We start from the raw sequence: 17,532 nt of genomic DNA, 5'->3' as shown, positions 1-17,532 counted from the left end.
TCCCTAAGCGAAGCGAGGACTGAATCATGGTCAAACTGATCGATCGGGTATCGGCGATCAACTGGAATCGTGTGCCCGACGAGAAGGACGCCGAGGTGTGGGATCGGCTCGTCGGAAACTTCTGGCTGCCTGAGAAGGTGCCGGTGTCCAACGACATTCCGTCGTGGGCGACGCTAAGCGCGACCGAACAGCAGCTGACGATGCGAGTGTTCACCGGTCTGACGTTGCTCGACACCATCCAGGGCACGGTCGGCGCCGTGAGCCTCATCCCCGACGCCATCACACCGCACGAAGAAGCGGTGTACACCAACATCGCGTTTATGGAGTCGGTGCACGCCAAGAGCTACAGCTCGATCTTCTCGACGTTGTGCTCGACACGCGAGATCGACGACGCGTTCCGGTGGTCGGAGGAGAATCCGAACCTGCAGCGCAAGGCCGAGATCGTGCTGAAGTACTACAAGGGTGACGAGCCGCTCAAGCGCAAGATCGCCTCGACGCTGCTGGAGAGCTTCCTCTTCTACTCGGGCTTCTACCTGCCGATGTATTGGTCGAGCCGAGCCAAGCTCACCAACACCGCCGACCTCATTCGCCTGATCATTCGCGACGAGGCCGTGCACGGTTACTACATCGGCTACAAGTACCAAAAGGGCCTCGAGCTGCTGACTCAGGCCGAAAAGGACGATCTCAAGAACTACACGTTCGAGCTGCTCTTCGAGCTGTACGACAACGAGGTCGAGTACACCCAGGATCTCTACGACGAGGTCGGCCTCACCGAGGACGTCAAGAAGTTCCTGCGCTACAACGCGAACAAGGCCTTGATGAATCTCGGCTACGAGGCGTTGTTCCCGAAGGACGAGACCGACGTCAATCCGGCGATCCTGTCGGCGCTGTCGCCGAATGCGGACGAGAACCACGACTTCTTCTCCGGATCGGGCAGCTCGTACGTCATCGGTAAGGCCGTCAACACCGAGGACGACGACTGGGATTTCTAGCCCCAGCTCAGAGACTCTTGGTTTTCGGGCGACCTCTGTGGCACTATTGACGAACTGTCAATAAGCGGAGGTCGACAATGACGTCAGTATCGATCGAGAGACTCTCGATTGCCATCACCGGGGGAGCGCGCGGCATCGGTCGCGAAATCGCGGCTGCATTCGCGGCGCGTGGAGCGCACGTCGCCATCGGCGACATCGATGCCGACGCAGTGGCCGCGACTGCTGCCGAACTCGGTCGCGGCGTCGTCGCGTTCCCGTTGGACGTCACCGATGCGGCGGGCTTCGCGAAGTTCCTCGACGAGGCAGCGGCGACGTTCGGAACTGTCGACGTACTGGTCAACAACGCGGGCATCATGCCCATCGGCTCGTTCGTCGACGAGGCCGACAGCCTCACCACGCGTACGGTCGACATCGACATTCGCGGTGTCCTCACCGGGACGAAGCTGGCAGGCCGCACGTTCGTCGAACGTGGTTCGGGCCATGTCGTCAACATCGCTTCGATCATGGGAACGATGGCATCGCCCAACGCGGCAACCTACTGTGCGGCCAAATTCGCCGTCGTCGGATTAGGCCAGGCGCTACGTCAGGAATGGCGTGGGACCGGCGCTCACATCACGACGATCTGTCCCGGTTTCGTTCGGACCGAGCTGATTTCGGGCATGACCGCCAACGCCGTCATGCAGAAGGTCGGGATGGTCGACCCGCAGGCAGTTGCCGACGCGGTCATCGATGCGGTGGCATCCGGCAGGTCTGGTGAGACGTTCGTTCCCAAGCCGGTCGGCTTCATCTCGAAGGGCACCGCACCGCTTCCCGCGGGTCTGCGCGACGCCCTGTTCCGACTGTCCGGCGGCGAGAAGGTCACCCAAACCATCGACAAGTCAGCGCGTCAGGCATATCAGCAACGCGCGGCAGGCGACAGCGAAGGAATCTCACGATGAGCGTCATCGATATTGCAGCGGTTCCAGGTGTGCCCGAGACCGTCCTGACGCAGGCGCTGCTCGACCGGCTGCCGGGGAACCTGGCACCCGCGCCGTGGACGTGCTCGAGCGAGGCGCTCGTCTGGACGAACCGTGGTGGCAGTGCAGCAACAGCAGCATTGCAGTCGGTGATCGGCGGCGACTCCGGCGTGCCTGCGGTCTGTGGCGGCATGGTGCGCTACACCGACACTCCGGTCGGCTCCTACGACGAGGTCTTCGGTGCGGTCGGCTTCCGTCGCGGACTCGGCGTTCGCGGCAACGTTGCGTTCATGGCTGTCGACTCGGAGGTGAGCATCGTCGGTGGCCGAACGAACTGGGCGATGCCGAAGACGCTGGCGAGCTTCGACGGCGAGATCTCAAGTGGTACGACGATGCGGGCCGCCAACGCCGTTGGCCCGTCGTGGTCGGTCGCGGCGACGCCACGAGCGCTCGGACCTGCCATCCCCATGTTCTCGGCAGCGGTTGTCCTGCAACGTTTTCCGGACGGTGTCGTCCGACACTCGAAGCTGCAGATGAAGGGTAGGGCGCGGCCCGCACTGGTGAGCGTCGACGTCGAATCCGACGCGACACTGCCGCAGTGGCTACGACCGGGACGCCATCTCGGCGCGATCATCGAGTCGATGACGTTCACGCTCGGCGCACCATACGAGGTGCGCTGAACAATCTGCGGAAACGTGTCGGTCCGCCGGTCTAACGTCTCCCTCGTTGGCGCATTCAGCGATATCGAGGAGGCGGACATGACTGGCAGGATCGTTCATTTCGAGGTCCCGTTCGACGACAAGGAGCGCGCGCACGCGTTCTACAAGGATGCGTTCGGTTGGGGTGTCACCGAAATGCCGGAGATGGGGTACACCATCGCGCAGACCGGGCCTGTCGAGGACTCGGGTATGCCGACCGAGCCCGGCTACATCAACGGCGGCATGTACTTGCGCGATGCGCAGTCGCCCACCAGTCCGGTCATCGTCATCGACGTCCCCGACATCGACGCCGCTCTGGTGACCATCGAAAAACTCGGCGGCACAAAGGTTGTCGAAAAGATGCCGGTCGGGGAGATGGGCTTCGCGGCCTACTTCACGGACACCGAAGGGAACACCCTCGGCTTGTGGGAGACGGCCGCGCCGGCGGGGTAGACCGCCGGATCAGCCGGACACGTACCCGTTGAGGGATCCGCTGAGGTCGGTCAGGATCGCGCGCGCGGCGACGAGGCCGCTACCGCTCCAGATGGTGTCGTCGACGGCGAACACTCGCTTGTCCTTCGTCGCGCCGAGATCCTCCCACTCGTCGCTCTCCATGACGTCGATTCCATGGTCCTTGCCGTCGTCACCGGCGAAGCTGACATAGATGATGTCGCCCTCAGCGCGTTTCAGGTCGTCGGCGGCGAGATCGAAGGAGCCCTCACGCTGATACGGGGGGCGTCGAACGCCTGCGTCCGCGAGGACTTGCCCGGCGAACGATCCTGGACCCTGTACCGAAATGGAGTCCGCGGTGAAGCGAACGATCGACGCTTGCGTCTGTTCCGACGCCAGGGCCGCACCGACCTCACGAGCGGCGACCTGGTAGTCCTCGACTGCCTTGATTGCTGCGCCGCCGCGGCCCAAACCTGCAGCGCCGACGCCGAACTGACGTTTCCAGCCACCGTCGACGGAGTCGTACACGGTCGGGGCAATGTTCGAAAGCTGTTCTGCGACAGCCTTGTCCGGAACAGTCGAACCAAGGATGACGTCCGGGTCGAGCTCGGCGATCTTGGCGATGTCGGGTGCGCCGACCGTACCGACACTGGGAATCAGGAGGACGCCGGTGCCGAGATAACTCGGTTGTGGTTGCGCCCCAGGCAGTGTCGCCGCACCGACGACGCGTTCCCACAGTCCTACCGCACACACGGTGTCGAGAGCTTGCGTACTCAGCACGACGATCCGCGTCGGGTCGGCGGGGACGGTCGATTCACCGCCTGCATGTGTCACTTGCCGGGTCGAGCCTTCGCCCTGATCCGGGAAGGAGGGCGTCGGGCACGCTTTGGTGGTGTCGCGCTCGACCCCGACGACGCCTGCTCCGGCGATCACCGTCGTCGTCCGAACGATCTCGTTGGCTGCATCGTCGGATTCGGTTCCGCTGCACCCGGCGAGCAGAACGACAGCAGACAGGGCGGCAACGGCGAACAGCTTGCGGGGCATGCGGTGAGGGTACCGGCCGCGCGAATGGTGGTGTCAGCCGAGCAAGGTCGTGATAGCCCCGGCGATGGCGTTGTCGTCGATCAGGCCGCCGCCGGGAATCTTCGCCGTGGCCAACTCCTCGGCGAGCCGAACCTTGACGGCGTTCGCCCACGTCCGGGAGTCGTCGCCGATGGCCACGTCGTCGACTTTGGCGATACGAAACAGCCCGTGTGGGAACTTGCGGGCGTGGACACCGATCTCGACGCGAGCCGAGTTCGGGCTCGTCGCAATCGCCACGACCTGGACGTGCACGACCTTCGCGCCCGCTAGCTCGACCGAGTTGCCGGGTCGGAACGTGAGAACCTGCACGACCGACGGACCTTTCCGCCCGGACCGATGCCATAGCTGCGACCGAACGAATGTCCAACCCATCGCGTCGACCGCCGCGCGGAGCGTGTGATGAACCGGCAGCGCATCGATGTCGAATCGAGCCGTACCGCCGTACGCGAGCGGGCTCAGTTCGACGCCGGGGCGAGAACTGTAGGTGAGGAAGCGCAGATCGCCGATTGCTGTCGGAGGCGCCCAGATCGGCAACCTGACTGTGAAGGGCAGGTCGGCGGTCGGCCCAGCCGTGTCGGCATCGGCAAGAACGGCCTGCTCGGCTATGTCGAGCGTGGCGGAAACCTCGCTCGACGTGAGGCCCTCACCGCTGTGGTAGGTGTTGTCGACGTCCTTCTTGCCGTTCACGACAACCTTTGCCTTGCAATCGCCGAGGCGGTAGCCGGGCGCGACCTTGGCCGAGACGAGCGCGAGCGACACCTCGCGGCCGGGTACTGCTGGTTCCGTGCCCACTTCGAGCTTCCGTGTGGTGCGTTTCTTACGCCAGAACAGCAATCCCATAGCGCGGGATCGTAGCGCGACACCTCACGAGCGTCCGGAGTTCGAAATGGGATCGGAGCCAACGAAAATTCGGTAGGACATACCGATGTCGCAGGTCGGCAGGCGGCGTAGACAGAAAGGCATAGACAGAAAGTAGGCACAGTCGCCGCGTCGAGAGGAGACAGAGATGGCGATCGACCGCGCGTCGAAGTTCTTCGACCATCTGGACGAACTCAGGTATCAGCCGACCGAGAAGCGGGTTCGGGTACTTGCCGCGGGGACAACCGTCGCGGATACCCGCGCGGCACTGTTGATCTGGGAGCCCCGCCGTGTCGTTGCGTCCTATGCGATCCCGACGGTCGACATCAGAGGTGACGTCGTCGCGATCGAGGCGACCGCAGCCGACGAGCGGCCGGTGCAACTCGGCGCTGGACCTCCCGTGCTCGACCCGAGTACCGCGTTCGCGTTTCACACCGCTGCCGGCACACCTGTCGAAATTGTCTCCGGCGCGGCGAGAGGTGTCGGCTATCGCCTCGCCGACCCCGACCTCGACGGTTACGTCGTCCTCGACTTCGACGCGTTCGACTGGTTGGAAGAGGACGAATCGATCTTCGGGCACCCGCGCGACCCGTTCTCCCGCATCGATATGCGTTCGAGTTCGCGACACATCAGGATCGAGCTCGGCGGCGTCGTGCTGGCGGAGTCCTCCCGGCCCGTCCTGCTGTTCGAGACGATGATTCCCGCTCGGTTCTACCTTCCTGCGGACGATTTGCAGGTCGCGCTCACCCGAAGCGACACCCGAACAGTCTGCGCATACAAGGGTCACGCGACGCACTGGTCGGTCGACGTTGCGGGTGAGGACGGCACGGACATCGCTTGGAGTTACGAGAAGCCGCCACCGGAACTGAGCCAGGTGGCCGGTCTCGTCTGCTTCTATCAGGAACGAGTCGACGTCACCCTCGACGGTGTTGCACAGCTGCGCCCGGTAACTCCCTGGTCGTAGCCAGGCATAACGGACGAGTCGAACAGCCATCGATCCGCGGGCGTCAATCCTGGTACGGGCGCACGATTTCGGGCCATTGACTGCGCCGTCGCTGGGCGGCAGAGTTTAATTACGACACACGGTAGGACCGGGTCTGCGCCGTGGCGAAGCACCGTCTACGATTCGATGAGCGATAGCCAGCGATCGTCCGCCTCGCCGCGAGCCGGACGAGCATTCAGGAGGATCAGTGACTGCGGTAGAGCCCAAGCCGGTTCCTCAGCTCGAAGCTGTCAGACCGTACCCACCTCGGGTCGGCCCCAAGGGCTCGTACATCTGGAAGATGGTCACGACGACCGACCCCAAGGTGCTCGGGATCATGTATCTCGTCACCGCGGTCGGCTTCTTCCTCATCGGCGGCCTCATGGCGCTGCTCATGCGTTCGGAACTGGCCGTTCCAGGCCTGCAGTTCCTGTCCAACGAGCAGTACAACCAGTTGTTCACCATGCACGGCACGATCATGTTGCTGTTCTACGCAACGCCGATCGTGTTCGGTTTCGCGAACGTCGTGCTGCCGCTGCAGATCGGTGCTCCTGACGTCGCGTTCCCGCGTCTCAACGCGTTCAGCTACTGGCTCTACCTCTTCGGCGCGACGATGGCGACCGCCGGCTTCATCACCCCAGGTGGTGCCGCCGAGTTCGGTTGGACCGCGTACTCGCCGTTGACGAGCGCACTGTATTCACCCGGCGTCGGTGCCGACCTATGGATCATGGGCCTCGCGGTCAGTGGTCTCGGCACGATCCTCGGTGGCGTCAACATGACCACGACCGTCATCGTGCTGCGCTGCCCCGGCATGACGATGTTCCGGATGCCGATCTTCACGTGGAACATCCTCGTGACCAGCATCCTGGTTCTGCTTGCGTTCCCGCTGCTCACCGCAGCGTTGATGGGCCTCGCTGTCGACCGTCACCTCGGCGGCCACATATACGACCCAGCTACCGGTGGCGTGTTGCTGTGGCAACACCTGTTCTGGTTCTTCGGTCACCCCGAGGTGTACATCATCGCGCTACCGTTCTTCGGCATCGTGTCCGAGATTTTCCCGGTATTCAGCCGAAAGCCGATCTTCGGCTACACGACCCTGGTCTACGCGACGCTCGGTATCGCTGCGTTGTCCATCGCCGTGTGGGCGCACCACATGTACGCGACCGGCGCCGTGCTGCTGCCGTTCTTCTCCTTCATGACGTTCTTGATCGCCGTTCCTACGGGCGTCAAGTTCTTCAACTGGATCGGAACAATGTGGCGAGGGCAATTGACCTTCGAGTCACCGATGCTGTTCTCTGTCGGTTTCCTCGTGACCTTCCTCTTCGGTGGTCTGTCGGGCGTCATCCTCGCGAGCCCGCCGCTCGACTTCCACGTCACGGACTCGTACTTCGTGATCGCGCACTTCCACTATGTGCTCTTCGGCACCATCGTGTTCGCCACCTTCGCCGGAATCTACTTCTGGTTCCCGAAGATGACCGGTCGCATGATGGACGAACGCCTGGCCAAGTGGCACTTCTGGTTGACGATGGTCGGTTTCCATGCCACCTTCCTCGTGCAGCACTGGGTCGGTAACGAGGGCATGCCCCGCCGCTACGCCGACTACCTGCCGGGCGACGGTTTCACGTTCCTCAACACGTTCTCCACCGTCGGATCCTTCATCCTCGGCGCATCGACATTGCCGTTCGTCTGGAACGTCTTCAAGAGTTTCCGCTACGGCGAAGTTGTCACCGTCGACGACCCGTGGGGCTACGGCAACTCCCTCGAATGGGCAACGACCTGCCCGCCGCCGCGGCACAACTTCTACGAGTTGCCACGCATCCGGTCGGAGCGTCCGGCATTCGAGCTGCACTACCCGCACATGGTCGATCGAATGCGAGCTGAAGCTCATGTCGGCTGGGGCGCCGGTGGTCACGCCACCGAGGTCCAAGAGAAGAAACCTTCGCTGACCAAGTAGTCGCAACGCCGAGTCCCCGCCGGTTTCACCGGCGGGGACTTTGCTGTTGTGCCCAACCTCTGCTTTCTCGGGCTGCGCAACCACGGTCGGTTCACCATTGACACAATGGGTCCCGACTGGCTGCTAGCCCGGCCGCTTCGCGACGAACGGAGTTCATTCGGTGGGTTCATCCGTCACCACTGTGCTAATCACCGTGACCGGCCAGGACAAGCCTGGTGTCACATCGGTACTGCTAGCGGCGCTCTCGCGCCACGATGTGAGCCTCCTCGACGTCGAACAGGTCGTGATTCGCGGCCGTCTGACGCTTGGGGTTCTCGTCTCGTGTCCCAACGACCCCGAGGCACTGCAGGACGAGCTGGAGGAAGCGATGAACACGGTCGGCGTCGAAGTCGACGTGTCGATCGGCGCAGACCCCATCGGTCGAGCGGGTTTGTCGACCCATGCGGTCGTCGTGCTCGGCAGTCCGGTCACGGCCCGGGCGTTCAGTGAAATTTCGCGCAACCTCGCGAAACAAGGCACCAACATCGATTCCATTCGGGGAATTGCCGACTACCCGGTGACGGGCCTGGAACTGCTGGTGACGACGGTCGACACGGGTGCCGACGCCGACGCCAGGCTGCGGACCGGGTTGGCCGAGGTCGCGGTTCGCGAGAACGTCGACGTCGCGGTCGAGCGGGCCGGTCTCGCGCGGCGCAACAAGCGCCTGATCGTCTTCGATGTCGACTCCACTCTCATCCAGGGTGAAGTCATCGAGATGTTGGCTGCGCGCGCGGGTGTCGAGGACGAGGTTCGCGCGGTCACCGAGGCAGCGATGCGTGGCGAGATCGACTTCGGGGAATCGCTGCACCAGCGCGTTGCGACCTTGGCAGGGCTGGATGCAAGCGTCATCGACGAGGTCGGTGAGTCCATTCAGCTGACCCCGGGCGCACGCACCACCATCCGCACGCTGCGCAGGCTCGGGTTCCACTGTGGCGTCGTCTCGGGTGGCTTCCGTCAGGTGATCGACGGCTTGGCGCACGAACTCGAACTCGACTTCGTCGAGGCGAACACCCTGGAGATCATCGACGGCAAGCTGACCGGCCGGGTCGTCGGTGAGGTCATCGACCGCAAGGCGAAGGCGGTCGCGCTGCGAAAGTTCGCTGCCCAGGTCGGGGTCCCGATGGAGCAGACCGTCGCCGTCGGTGACGGCGCGAACGACATCGACATGCTCAACGCAGCCGGTCTCGGCGTCGCGTTCAACGCGAAGCCCGCGCTACGTGAAGTTGCCGACGCAGCGCTGTCGCATCCGTTCCTCGACGCGGTGCTCTTCATCCTCGGTGTCACGCGCCACGAGGTCGAGGCTGCCGACGCGTTCGATGGGTTGGTACGACGCGTTCCGCTCGGACCAGCGGTGTAGCGAGTGCGGAGATGAGCGATTTCGCGGCTCGCCACGCGGTCCTTGCGGCTGGCTACGGCGCACGCGACGAGCCGGACGATCCCGCGCTGATCCAGGCGATGCCGATCGTTCTGCACCTGCCGAAGCAGGATCCACCCAAGCGTTCGGCGGTGCTGGAAGCAGCTGCGGCGTCGGTTGTCGCGCTGTGCCTCGACGAGCGAGTCGGTGTGAACGGACCGTGGGAGACCGCATTTCGTAACTGGGTCGACGTGCGTATCCGCAAGGTTGCCCGACGCGCACGGGGAGCGCATTGGCTTGCAGCGCAAGAGATCGACGGGATCACCGTCGACATCGATGGTGCGCAAGCACGTGCGCTGGTGCCAGGTCCGGTCGGCGAGCTGGACCCTCGGATCAAGCGCCTGCAGGTGGGCGGCACTGATCTCGAACACGACGATCCCGCCGAACGCACCGGTGTCCCGGTGCTCTGGGTCAATTCCGCCCTCGACATGACACTCGGCAAGACGGCAGCCCAGGTCGGCCACGCCTCCATGCTCCTCGCTGCGGCGATGACCACCGACGACGCGTTCGAGTGGTCGGTGCGCGGATTCGATTGTGCTGTGCGGCAGGCGGATTCGCACACGTGGGCGAAGCTTGCGCAGGAGGTCGCCCGCGGCGCGGCTGTCGGCGTGCGCGATGCCGGTTTCACCGAGGTTGCGCCCGGATCGATGACCGTCGTCGCGATGGTCTGACGCCCGATGGATCTCGAGACAGCGCGACAGCGGTTTGCCTCCGCGCGAGTCGCACGACTGGCGACAGCGAGCGACTCGGGTCAGCCGCACTTGGTTCCCCTTGTGTTTGCCGTCCGCAACGATCTCGGGCACGGCCACACTGTGTGTTTCGCGGTGGATCACAAACCCAAGCGCTCTCGACAGCTTCGTCGCCTCGACAATATTGCGGCCAATCCGGCTGTAAGCCTGCTGGTCGACCACTACGCCGACGACTGGTCGACGTTGTGGTGGGTCCGAGTCGACGGCACAGCGACCGTTCTTGATGCCGAGAGCGACGACGGTCGGTCGGCGATCGACGCCCTGGTGGCCAAGTATCGGCAGTACGACCAGGTGCGGCCGGCCGGACCTGTCGTCGTGGTGCGAGAACTGACCTGGCACGGGTGGTCAGCGGAAGTGGCCAGCGACTAGGCAGGCCAGAATCCCGCAACTGGCTCTTTGTTGGATGGCCAGTTGCCGTCACGCTGGTGTCATGCTTCTTCGTCGACTCGGTGCTCTCTACTTCGGTCTCTGGCTCTACGGGTTCTCCATGGCCGTGATGATTCGCGCCAATTTCGGGTTGGACCCCTGGGACGTCTTCCATCAGGGCGTCACCGAGCACGTTCCGCTCAGTTTCGGCACCGTCACCGCGCTGACCGGCCTCGTTGTGCTGCTGGCCTGGATTCCGCTTCGACAGCGCCCAGGTCTCGGGACGATCAGCAACGTCGTCGTCATCGCAGTATCCGTGGATGCGGGATTGGCGACACTGCCCGACATCGACGAGGTCTGGCTGCGGGTCACCGCAATGATCGCAGCGGTGGTACTCAATGCCATAGCCACCGTGCTCTACATCGGCGCCGGAATGGGTCCCGGACCGCGCGACGGATTGATGACTGGACTGGTCGCGCGGACCGGTCTCTCGGTCCGACTGGTCCGCACAGTCCTCGAAGTGACGGTGCTCTCGACCGGGTGGTTGCTCGGCGGCAGCGTCGGCGTCGGAACGGTCGTCTATGCCTTCGGGATCGGCCCGCTCATCCAACTGTTCATCCCGGCGGTGCAGCGGTACCTGCCGGGATTTGCGGTGGCCGACAACGCCGAACCTCAGCGAGACGCCGATGCGGTCGTCGACACCAACCGCTCGATCAGTTCGGTACCCAACGTCAGCGCGTCGTAGCTGCCGTACTCCTCGCCCAACGCTTGCGCTTTCGCTCGGTAGCCGGGCTTGTCGAGTATCGCGCGGACGGCGTCGCGTACCGCCTGCGGTCGGGGTGCTGCGGTCCGCAGATTGATTCCTGCACCGGACCATTCGACCCGCATCGCGACTTCGGGTTTGTCCTCGGTAGTTCCGGCAACGACAAGCGGAACGCCGTGCGAGAGAGCGAGTTGCACGCCGCCGTAGCCGCCGTTGGTCACCACCACCGAGACTTTCGGTAGCAGGTGGGCGTAGGGGATGAACTCCTCGACACGAGTGTTGGCGGGCGGATTGTCGAGACCGAGATCGGCTGCCGGTCGACCGCCGGTCGCGACGACAAGGAGGACGTCCTCGTCGGCAAGCCCGGCCAGAGCAGGGGCGAACAGTTCAGGGGTCGCGTTCGCGATCGTGCCCTGCGTGATGTGGACGACCGGGCGGCCCGAGTCGAGTTCGTGCCACCACTGCGGCGGAGCCCAGGCAGCATCCGAGGATGCCGAGATGGGCCCGATGAAATGCACCTGAGACGCCAGGTCGCTGCGCGGGTACTCGATGCCGGGAACGGACGGATTCAAATACAACGCGGCGGTATCCGTTGCGTCCATCAACCAACCAGCAGGTCGTAGACCTGCGGCGACGCGAACGGAGTTCCAGCGCTTCTGCACATCACGAAAGACGACATGCTGGACGAGCCAGTTCAACGCACTGTTGCGAATCCGACCGAATGCCGAGGCGCTCGGCGCCATTCCGAGGCCGAACGGTGCGGTATCGCGGCTCGTGAGAACAAGCGGTACGACGTTCAGTACGGCAAGCGGTATGCCGGTCAGCTCGGCGAACATCCGTGCGCCGAGGCAGGCCGTGTCGCACAGGACGAGATCGGGCGTGAAGTCGATCGTGGCGGCCTGCAGATCACGAAGCTGGCGCGGCGCGTTGTCGATGAATCCGAACTTCAGATCCACTTTCAGCGCGGCAATTCCCTCCAGTTCGTCGCCGCCGGCCACATAGCGGTCGCGACCGAATCCTTGCAGTTCGTGGGAGAAGGTGGCGGGAACGAAAGGGATGCCCGCGGCTTGCAGCTGCGCTCCGAAGGTGGACGTCGTACTCCACCGGACCTCGTGACCCCGTGCAATCAGTCTCTGTGCCAGGGGAATCAGAGGAGTGACGTGACCGTAGATGGGGACGGTCGCAATGAGGATGCGTGCTTTGACTGCCATTGATCTGCCGTTCGTCGGGGGCTTTCCTCATTTCTAGAGACTCGCCGGGTTCGCGGAATCGGTACCGCATGCCTAAATCTGTGCCCGGACTCGACGGTGTTGTTGTCGGGCGGAATGGGTAGTCGAACCGAACAAACGGGCAATCCGTTGACAATCGTGAGTCCGACAGGAGTTACCGGAGAGGGGCAAGCATCGTGGATGTCAACGTAGTGCTGCTGGTGATCGTCGGTCTGTGGATCGCGGCGTCGATACCCGTTGCGATCATGCTCGGTCGGATGTTCGACGCCGACAGGCGGCTCGGGATCACCTCGTACGCGGACGGGCCCGGTAGGCAAGAACAGTCGGACCGGTCGTTTCGACAACCGCGTCCGGCTCGATCGCAAGCATCTCACGAGGGCGACCCAACGAATCGGACGAATCGAAGGCAGGCTCCAACGTGCCGTCGAACCACTCCGGAGCGCCGAGGCTGATACCGGCCGCGGGTCCGGCATGGAGAACCAGGAGCCAACTGGTCTCGTCGAGATCGACCTCGTCGGCAGCCGACCGCACGTCGGAGACGTCGATCCACGCCTGCAGGGTGCGGCGCGAATCGTCGTGCCACGCATCGTTGTCCAGCTCACGCCCATCGATGCCGAACCACACCAGATCGGGATGTCCGGTCGGTGTGTCGCGGCCTGAGAAGAACTCGGCCTGCCGCAATGCCGGCGCCGACCGTCGTAGCGCGCCCAGACGCGAAACATATTCGGCGAGTTCGTCGTTCCCGCCCGTCCAGTCGAGCGGCCACGAATCCTGCAGTGGCGCATCGGCTGCGACGCAGTAGGCATTGTTGTTGCCACCCTGGGTGTGCCCGATCTCGTCGCCTGCCAACAACATCGGAGTTCCCGTCGACAAGAGCAGGGTTGCGAGCAGCGCGCGGGCGTGCCGACTCCGTGCCGCGACGACGTCGGGATCGTCGCTGGGTCCCTCGACACCGTGGTTGGTGGAGAAGTTGTGTTCGGTGCCGTCTCGGCCGTACTCACCGTTCGCCTCGTTGTGCTTGTGCTCGTAGGAGACGAGGTCGGCGAGGGTGAACCCGTCGTGAGCGGTGACGAAATTGACCGACGCCCATGGCCGCCTGTTGCGGCCGTACAGTTTCTCCGAACCCGCAAGGCGAGAGGCCAATTCGCGAACGTTCTGGTCGCCGTTCCAGAATCGCCGAACGTCGTCGCGAAACTTGTCGTTCCATTCCGACCACTGCAGCCCGAAGTTGCCTGCCTGATATCCAGCTGCCGTCGCATCCCACGGTTCGGCAATCAACTTGGCGCGCTGCAACATCGGGTCGGCGACGATCGAACTCAGCAGCGGCGCACGCGAATCGAACGGTACGCCGGCGGTTCGACCCAAGGCGGACGCGAGATCGAACCGGAAGCCGTCGACGCCGAGACGACCGTGGAAGTAGCGCAGGCTGTCACAGATCATCGCGACGACCGCGGGGGAGTAGGCGTCGATCGTGTTGCCGCAGCCGGTTATGTCGATGTCGCGGCCGTCGGCGTCGAGTTGGTAGTAGCCGGGCGCGTCGAGGCCACGCCAACTCACGGTCGGCCCGGCAATCGACGCTTCGCACGTGTGGTTGTAGACGACATCGAGAACGACCTCGATTCCTGCGGCGTGCAGCGCGGCCGTCATGGTCGCGAACTCGTCGATCTCGCGGCCAGGCGCTGTCGCGTAGCCGGGGTGCACCGCGAAATAGCTTGCGGTGGAGTAACCCCAGTGGTTTCGCAGCCCCCGTGACCGGACGGAAGGTTCGCTGAGAAAGGCGTGCACCGGCAACAGTTCGACGGCCGTGACACCGATTCGCCGGAGATGATCGAGGATCGGTTCCGCGGCGAGTCCCAGATATCGGCCACGATGTTCCGGCGGCACGTCGGGGTGCCTAGCCGTGAACGATCCGACATGCAGTTCGTAGATCACCGTGTCGGCCCACGGCGTTTCGAGATGGTCGGTCACGGGGCCCGGCTCGACACCGACCACCGACCGCGGCATATGGGCGAACGAATTGACCAGGGACGGATCGCCGAACGGGTCGTCGCCGGCGTAGCTGAGCAACGCGGTCGCATCGCCAAGCCTGCCGTCGATCCTGCGCGCAGCAGGGTCGAGGAGAAATTTCCGAGGATTCATCCTGCGGCCTCGTCGGGGATTCCACTCGCCGTACGCCCGGTACCCGTACTGCTGGCCTGCGCGGACGCCGTCGACGGTGCCGTGCCAGATTCCGTAGGTGTGGTGTGGCAGGTCGATTCGCGTCTCCGCGCCGTCGTCGACGAGACAAACCTGAACCCGTTCGGCATCGGGCGCGTGAACGGCGAAATGGGTGCCTGAGCGTGTGAGTGTCGCTCCGAGCGGATAGGGCGACCCAGCAGGCAGCGGATCGGTTGCATAGCGCTGCACTGGAGTCGTCGAAACAGAGGGGCTGAAATCCGGTTGCCGCGACACGATGTCGATACTGCCGTGAAGGTTCGCCCGATGTGGGCAAAGATGGTGGCCGTGCCCGAACCCGATCCAGATCTCCTCATCGATTTTGCCGACGTACTCATCCGCCGTTCGGGGGTGACGCTCGTCGGCCCGGTGACGTGGCAGGTCGAGCTCGACGAGAAGTGGGTCGTTCTCGGTCCGAACGGTGCGGGTAAGACCTCGCTGCTCCGAATGGCTGCAGCCGAAGTGCACCCGACGTCGGGGCGCGCTCATCTGCTCGGTGAAGTCCTCGGCCGCGTCGACGTGCAGGAACTGCGACCGCGAATCGGACTGTCGTCGTCGGCGCTGGCGAGTCGGGTACCACCCGACGAGAAAGTCAGCGACCTCGTCATCTCCGCCGGGTACGGCGTCCTCGGCCGTTGGCGGGAGAAGTACGAGAAGGTCGACGTCACTCGTGCTGTCGATACGTTGGAGAGCCTCGGAGCGGAGCACCTCGCCGACCGGACCTACGGAACGCTGTCGGAAGGCGAGCGCAAGCGGGTTCTGATCGCGCGAGCGTTGATGACCGACCCTGAGTTGCTGCTGCTCGACGAACCTGCCGCGGGCCTCGACCTCGGTGGGCGCGAGGAACTGGTTGCTCGGCTCACGGACCTCGCCGAAGATCCGGACTCACCCGCGACCGTGCTCGTCACCCATCACGTCGAAGAGATTCCGCCCGGATTTACCCACGGCCTGCTGCTCAAAGAGGGCGAAGTGGTGGCCCAAGGCTTGCTCGAAGACGTGCTGACCAGCGAGAACCTCAGCGCTGCGTTCAGTCAGTCCATCAGCTTGGATCGTGTCGACGGACGTTATTTCGCGCGTCGCACGCGCGTTCCGGGTAGGCACAGATCGCGGTGATTCCGCCGCCGTAGGGTGCAGGGCATGAGCGAAGAGCCTGATCTCGTCCCGACACCCAAGGACGCGTCGACCGTCATTCTCGTGCGCGACGGCGATCCCGGACTCGAACTGTTCCTGCTGCGTCGCGTCGGCGGCATGGCGTTCGCCGGCGGCATGACCGTCTTTCCCGGCGGTGGCGTCGACCTTTCCGACGCCGACGCCAGTCTCGAGTGGGCCGGTCCGCCCGTCGAATGGTGGGCCGAGCGTTTCGGCGTCGATCCAAGTCGCGCGAAAGCACTGGTGTGCGCCGCGGTCCGGGAGACGTTCGAGGAATGTGGCGTGCTGCTTGCAGGCGAGACGCACGACACCGTCGTCGCGGACACCTCGCAATACCGCGCGGACCGCGAGCGACTCGAAAAGCGCGAGCTGACGTTCGGCGAGTTCCTCACCCGCGAAAATCTCGTAATCAGGGCCGATTTGCTGCGACCGTGGGCGAACTGGATCACGCCGATCGGTGAGAAGCGCCGTTACGACACCAGGTTCTTCGTCGCGGTCGTCCCGGAGGGCCAGCAGGCCGACGGAGAGACATCGGAAGCCGCGGCGGTGTCGTGGCATACACCGGAGGCCGCAATCGCGCAGTGGCGGCGCGGGGAGTCGATATTGCTGCCACCGACCTGGACCCAACTCGAGACGCTGTCTCGGTTCTCCGAGACGGCGAGTGTCTTGGCAGCCGAGCCCGAGATCGAGCCGATACTGCCGCTGCTGCACACGGTCGACGGCACGCTACGGGTCGATTTCCCCGGCATGGACGGCTACTACGAAGCAGGCCCACATCCATGGGCGGGACCGTCGCGCGCGTAGCGTTTCCTGACATGGCTGAATTCGTGACGCTAGAGGTCGCCGACGGCATCGGGACCATCACCATCGCGAGGCCACCGGTCAACGCGCTCAGTTTGCAGGTCCATCGCGAACTCGTCGCGTCTGCGCGGCAAGCGAATTCGAACGCCGACATCCGGGCCGTCATCGTGTACGGCGGCGAAAAGGTGTTCGCGGCCGGTGACGATGTCAAAGAGATGGCCGAACTCAGCGCGGGGGAGATGGCGTTGCTCGCCGGCGATATTCAAGCCGCGCTCGGTGCAATCGCAACGATCACTCAGCCGACTGTCGCGGCCATCAGCGGATATGCGCTCGGTGGTGGACTCGAGGTCGCGCTCGGTGCGGACCGAAGGATCGTCGGCGACAACGTGAAGCTCGGCCTTCCCGAAATTCTGCTCGGAGTGATTCCGGGCGGTGGCGGCACCCAACGACTTGCTCGGCTGATCGGACCGAGCAAAGCGAAGGATCTCATCTTCACGGGTCGATTCGTCGACGCCGACGAAGCGCTTGCGATCGGACTCGTCGACGAGGTTGTTGCGCCGGACGAGGTCTACAACGCGGCTCGGGCCTGGGCGCAGCAGTTCGTCGGCGGGCCCGCAAAAGCGTTGGCGGCGGCGAAGTCCGCGATCGACGACGGACTGGCGACCGATCTGGAATCGGGCCTCGCCATCGAGCGCCGCGCCTTCGCGGACCTCTTCGCGACCAAGGATGTCGGGATCGGGCTGCAATCCTTCGTGGCGAACGGGCCGGGGCGGGCGGAATTTACCGGCGAGTAGCAAAGGTACTGGTGATCCGGGTCGGGTCGAGGTCACCAACT

Annotated in this window: 17 protein-coding genes; 13 read left to right on the top strand and 4 right to left on the bottom strand. The window is 64.3% G+C overall.

Translation table 11 applies throughout. The features are described 5' to 3' along the window. Nucleotides 1-26 precede the first annotated feature (26 nt). The 4 genes from nrdF (at nucleotide 27) to JGU71_RS04855 (ending at nucleotide 3,099) form a co-directional block, all read left to right on the top strand. The gene (gene nrdF, locus JGU71_RS04870) at nucleotides 27-992 is read left to right on the top strand and encodes a class 1b ribonucleoside-diphosphate reductase subunit beta (RefSeq protein ID WP_199702936.1); all 966 of its coding nucleotides are present in this window, start codon (nucleotides 27-29) and stop codon (nucleotides 990-992) included. 77 nt (nucleotides 993-1,069) lie between these two features. Beyond that, entirely contained in the window at nucleotides 1,070-1,930 is an 861-nt protein-coding gene (locus JGU71_RS04865) for an SDR family NAD(P)-dependent oxidoreductase (protein WP_199702935.1), read from the top strand. Beyond that, nucleotides 1,927-2,628: an acetoacetate decarboxylase family protein gene (locus tag JGU71_RS04860; RefSeq protein WP_199702934.1), complete on the top strand. Its 702-nt coding sequence runs from the start codon at nucleotides 1,927-1,929 to the stop codon at nucleotides 2,626-2,628. Before JGU71_RS04865 ends, JGU71_RS04860 begins: the two co-directional genes overlap by 4 nt. Before the next feature lie 78 nt (nucleotides 2,629-2,706). Further along, complete coding sequence (locus tag JGU71_RS04855) at nucleotides 2,707-3,099, top strand: VOC family protein (protein ID WP_199702933.1); 393 nt, start codon at nucleotides 2,707-2,709, stop codon at nucleotides 3,097-3,099. A 9-nt stretch (nucleotides 3,100-3,108) separates the two neighbouring features. On the opposite strand, the gene JGU71_RS04850 is transcribed toward JGU71_RS04855, so the two are convergent. Both JGU71_RS04850 and JGU71_RS04845 read right to left on the bottom strand, forming a co-directional pair. Further along, nucleotides 3,109-4,140 carry an ABC transporter substrate-binding protein gene (locus JGU71_RS04850; RefSeq protein WP_199702932.1) on the bottom strand — a complete coding sequence of 344 codons (1,032 nt, stop codon included), beginning with the start codon at nucleotides 4,138-4,140 and terminating at the stop codon, nucleotides 3,109-3,111. Between the two features lie 33 nt (nucleotides 4,141-4,173). After that, nucleotides 4,174-5,019 (bottom strand): hypothetical protein, encoded by an 846-nt coding sequence (locus JGU71_RS04845; protein ID WP_199702931.1) that lies wholly within the window; start codon nucleotides 5,017-5,019, stop codon nucleotides 4,174-4,176. Nucleotides 5,020-5,185: 166 nt separating this feature from the next. On the opposite strand from JGU71_RS04845, the gene JGU71_RS04840 reads away from it, so the two are divergent. The 6 genes from JGU71_RS04840 (at nucleotide 5,186) to yczE (ending at nucleotide 11,286) form a co-directional block, all read left to right on the top strand. Then, nucleotides 5,186-6,001, top strand: coding sequence for a DUF427 domain-containing protein (locus tag JGU71_RS04840; RefSeq protein WP_199702930.1), 816 nt, complete (start codon nucleotides 5,186-5,188; stop codon nucleotides 5,999-6,001). A 226-nt stretch (nucleotides 6,002-6,227) separates the two neighbouring features. Continuing rightward, nucleotides 6,228-7,973: an aa3-type cytochrome oxidase subunit I gene (ctaD, locus tag JGU71_RS04835; RefSeq protein ID WP_199702929.1), complete on the top strand. Its 1,746-nt coding sequence runs from the start codon at nucleotides 6,228-6,230 to the stop codon at nucleotides 7,971-7,973. 160 nt (nucleotides 7,974-8,133) lie between these two features. Next, the gene (gene serB / locus JGU71_RS04830) at nucleotides 8,134-9,369 is read left to right on the top strand and encodes a phosphoserine phosphatase SerB (RefSeq protein ID WP_199702928.1); all 1,236 of its coding nucleotides are present in this window, start codon (nucleotides 8,134-8,136) and stop codon (nucleotides 9,367-9,369) included. Nucleotides 9,370-9,380: 11 nt separating this feature from the next. Beyond that, complete coding sequence (locus JGU71_RS04825) at nucleotides 9,381-10,097, top strand: aminoacyl-tRNA hydrolase (RefSeq protein ID WP_199702927.1); 717 nt, start codon at nucleotides 9,381-9,383, stop codon at nucleotides 10,095-10,097. Nucleotides 10,098-10,103: 6 nt separating this feature from the next. Continuing rightward, a complete protein-coding gene (locus JGU71_RS04820; protein ID WP_199702926.1) occupies nucleotides 10,104-10,544 on the top strand; it encodes a TIGR03668 family PPOX class F420-dependent oxidoreductase in 441 nt (146 codons plus the stop codon). 61 nt (nucleotides 10,545-10,605) lie between these two features. Then, complete coding sequence (gene yczE / locus JGU71_RS04815) at nucleotides 10,606-11,286, top strand: membrane protein YczE (RefSeq protein WP_199702925.1); 681 nt, start codon at nucleotides 10,606-10,608, stop codon at nucleotides 11,284-11,286. Here yczE and JGU71_RS04810 read toward each other — a convergent pair. Both JGU71_RS04810 and glgX read right to left on the bottom strand, forming a co-directional pair. Beyond that, on the bottom strand, nucleotides 11,214-12,515 hold the full coding sequence (locus tag JGU71_RS04810; protein ID WP_199702924.1) for a glycosyltransferase: 1,302 nt from the start codon (nucleotides 12,513-12,515) through the stop codon (nucleotides 11,214-11,216). The genes yczE and JGU71_RS04810 overlap by 73 nt on opposite strands. Nucleotides 12,516-12,818: 303 nt before the next feature. Further along, on the bottom strand, nucleotides 12,819-14,939 hold the full coding sequence (glgX, locus tag JGU71_RS04805; protein WP_199703565.1) for a glycogen debranching protein GlgX: 2,121 nt from the start codon (nucleotides 14,937-14,939) through the stop codon (nucleotides 12,819-12,821). An 87-nt stretch (nucleotides 14,940-15,026) separates the two neighbouring features. Here glgX and JGU71_RS04800 point away from each other — a divergent pair, with 87 nt between their 5' ends. Genes JGU71_RS04800 through JGU71_RS04790 form a run of 3 tightly spaced genes read left to right on the top strand, consistent with a single transcriptional unit; the run spans nucleotide 15,027 to nucleotide 17,491 of the window. Further along, nucleotides 15,027-15,860 carry an ABC transporter ATP-binding protein gene (locus tag JGU71_RS04800; protein WP_199703564.1) on the top strand — a complete coding sequence of 278 codons (834 nt, stop codon included), beginning with the start codon at nucleotides 15,027-15,029 and terminating at the stop codon, nucleotides 15,858-15,860. Nucleotides 15,861-15,884: 24 nt separating this feature from the next. Beyond that, nucleotides 15,885-16,700: an NUDIX hydrolase gene (locus JGU71_RS04795; protein ID WP_199702923.1), complete on the top strand. Its 816-nt coding sequence runs from the start codon at nucleotides 15,885-15,887 to the stop codon at nucleotides 16,698-16,700. Between the two features lie 11 nt (nucleotides 16,701-16,711). After that, nucleotides 16,712-17,491: an enoyl-CoA hydratase/isomerase family protein gene (locus JGU71_RS04790; RefSeq protein ID WP_199702922.1), complete on the top strand. Its 780-nt coding sequence runs from the start codon at nucleotides 16,712-16,714 to the stop codon at nucleotides 17,489-17,491. Nucleotides 17,492-17,532 lie beyond the last annotated feature (41 nt).

The organism is Antrihabitans stalagmiti, from assembly GCF_016482825.1.
GTDB lineage: Bacteria > Actinomycetota > Actinomycetes > Mycobacteriales > Mycobacteriaceae > Antrihabitans > Antrihabitans stalagmiti.
This window is presented reverse-complemented; position numbering and strand designations above follow the sequence as displayed.

Coding starts and splice junctions, on each gene's coding strand:
- nrdF (WP_199702936.1), top strand. CDS start 27: ATGGTCAAACTGATCGATCGGGTATCGGCGATCAACTGGAATCGTGTG.
- JGU71_RS04865 (WP_199702935.1), top strand. CDS start 1,070: ATGACGTCAGTATCGATCGAGAGACTCTCGATTGCCATCACCGGGGGA.
- JGU71_RS04860 (WP_199702934.1), top strand. CDS start 1,927: ATGAGCGTCATCGATATTGCAGCGGTTCCAGGTGTGCCCGAGACCGTC.
- JGU71_RS04855 (WP_199702933.1), top strand. CDS start 2,707: ATGACTGGCAGGATCGTTCATTTCGAGGTCCCGTTCGACGACAAGGAG.
- JGU71_RS04850 (WP_199702932.1), bottom strand. CDS start 4,140: ATGCCCCGCAAGCTGTTCGCCGTTGCCGCCCTGTCTGCTGTCGTTCTG.
- JGU71_RS04845 (WP_199702931.1), bottom strand. CDS start 5,019: ATGGGATTGCTGTTCTGGCGTAAGAAACGCACCACACGGAAGCTCGAA.
- JGU71_RS04840 (WP_199702930.1), top strand. CDS start 5,186: ATGGCGATCGACCGCGCGTCGAAGTTCTTCGACCATCTGGACGAACTC.
- JGU71_RS04825 (WP_199702927.1), top strand. CDS start 9,381: ATGAGCGATTTCGCGGCTCGCCACGCGGTCCTTGCGGCTGGCTACGGC.
- JGU71_RS04820 (WP_199702926.1), top strand. CDS start 10,104: ATGGATCTCGAGACAGCGCGACAGCGGTTTGCCTCCGCGCGAGTCGCA.
- yczE (WP_199702925.1), top strand. CDS start 10,606: ATGCTTCTTCGTCGACTCGGTGCTCTCTACTTCGGTCTCTGGCTCTAC.
- JGU71_RS04810 (WP_199702924.1), bottom strand. CDS start 12,515: ATGGCAGTCAAAGCACGCATCCTCATTGCGACCGTCCCCATCTACGGT.
- JGU71_RS04800 (WP_199703564.1), top strand. CDS start 15,027: ATGGTGGCCGTGCCCGAACCCGATCCAGATCTCCTCATCGATTTTGCC.
- JGU71_RS04795 (WP_199702923.1), top strand. CDS start 15,885: ATGAGCGAAGAGCCTGATCTCGTCCCGACACCCAAGGACGCGTCGACC.
- JGU71_RS04790 (WP_199702922.1), top strand. CDS start 16,712: ATGGCTGAATTCGTGACGCTAGAGGTCGCCGACGGCATCGGGACCATC.